2 protein-coding genes are annotated in these 1,291 nt (G+C 61.1%); one reads left to right on the plus strand and one right to left on the minus strand.

Going from position 1 to position 1,291, the window contains the following annotated elements:
• Nucleotides 1–25 precede the first annotated feature (25 nt).
• Nucleotides 26–301, minus strand: coding sequence for a BolA family protein (locus IVB32_RS21085; protein ID WP_026232423.1), 276 nt, complete (start codon nucleotides 299–301; stop codon nucleotides 26–28).
• A gap of 152 nt (nucleotides 302–453) precedes the next feature.
• Between IVB32_RS21085 and IVB32_RS21090 the strand changes: the two genes are divergently transcribed.
• Entirely contained in the window at nucleotides 454–1,089 is a 636-nt protein-coding gene (locus IVB32_RS21090) for a DnaJ domain-containing protein (RefSeq protein WP_018452927.1), read from the plus strand.
• The last annotated feature ends 202 nt before the right edge of the window (nucleotides 1,090–1,291 follow it).

Raw genomic sequence — 1,291 nt, forward strand, 5'->3', positions numbered from 1 at the left:
CGGGCATGACAGCCGCATCGGCGAGCTAGCTGCCGCCTTCTCCCGGCGCTTGCGCGTGGATCGCCAGCGCGTGCACGCTGCCGGAGAGTTCCGCGGCCAGCGCCGAATTTATCATGCGGTGGCGATCGACCCGGCTCTTCCCTTTGAAGGCGGAAGACACAATATAAACCCGAAAGTGCGTCTCGCCGCTCGGCCGATGGCCGGCGTGGCCCTCATGCAAATGTGACTCGTCGACGACTTGCAGGCTTTCCGGCGTGAAAGCTTCCTGCAACTTGTTGCTGATAGTGTCTCTGATGGCCATCTGGGTCATTACGGTGCGAGATCGCTCTCCGTATTGGATAGGCCGCCTCTAGCGGCCGTTCAAGGACGCCTCAGCATAGTTTCGGCTATGCTTTTCAGCTAATTGCAATGTCAAGACTTGAAGGTTTTTGCATTGCGTAGTCAAAGTCAGCCATGCCGATCGATTCATCAAAGTTCTTCGACTCCATCCGGATCAAGCCGAAAGGCAAGCAGCCGGAGGTGAAGCCGCGCGACGCCGTGGTCAATTGCGAATGGACCGGGTGTCAGAACAAGGGCGCGCATCGTGCGCCCAAGGGTCGCGACAATCAGCGTGAGTACTGGCACTTCTGCCTGAACCACGTGCGCGAGTACAACCAGAACTACAATTTTTTCTCCGGCATGAATGCCGACGCTGTCGCGCGCTATCAGAAAGATGCGCTGACCGGTCATCGTCCGACCTGGAAGATGGGCGCCAATGGCGGCGTCAAGAAGGGCGCCGAGGCCGAGATCGACGGCGCCTTCGATCCGTTCAGCATGTTCCAGGAGCTGAACGGCCGCACCGGCTGGCGCGCCGGCCCGCAGGCCGCGCCCAAGGCCGAGACGCGCAAGATCATGAACGCCGAGCGCAAGGCGCTTCAGGTGATGGGCCTCGCCCCCGAGTCCACGCTCGCCGACGTCAAGTCCAAGTACAAGGCGCTGGTGAAGCAGCACCACCCCGATGCCAACGGTGGCGACCGCTCCACCGAGGATCGCCTGATCGAAATCATCAAGGCGTATAATTATCTGAAGACCGTGGTGCGCGAGGCGTAGGCTTCGCGCGCGCTTTCTTCCCTTCTCCCCTTGCGGGAGAAGGTGGCGCGAAGCGCCGGATGAGGGGTTTCTCTCGGCGAATTCAACTGCAAGATATGAGGGTGTCGAGACAACCCCTCACCCGTCTCGCCGCTTTGCGGCGAGCCACCCTCTCCCGCAAGGGGAGAGGGGAAGCACGCGCTCCGGGCTACGCATTCCCTAC

Origin of the sequence: Bradyrhizobium sp. 23 (genome assembly GCF_023073295.1) — a bacterium.
GTDB lineage: Bacteria > Pseudomonadota > Alphaproteobacteria > Rhizobiales > Xanthobacteraceae > Bradyrhizobium > Bradyrhizobium canariense_D.

Bases quoted from the DNA above. Each gene is read 5' to 3' on its own strand.
- IVB32_RS21085 (WP_026232423.1), bottom strand. From the start codon at position 301: ATGGCCATCAGAGACACTATCAGCAACAAGTTGCAGGAAGCTTTCACG.
- IVB32_RS21090 (WP_018452927.1), top strand. From the start codon at position 454: ATGCCGATCGATTCATCAAAGTTCTTCGACTCCATCCGGATCAAGCCG.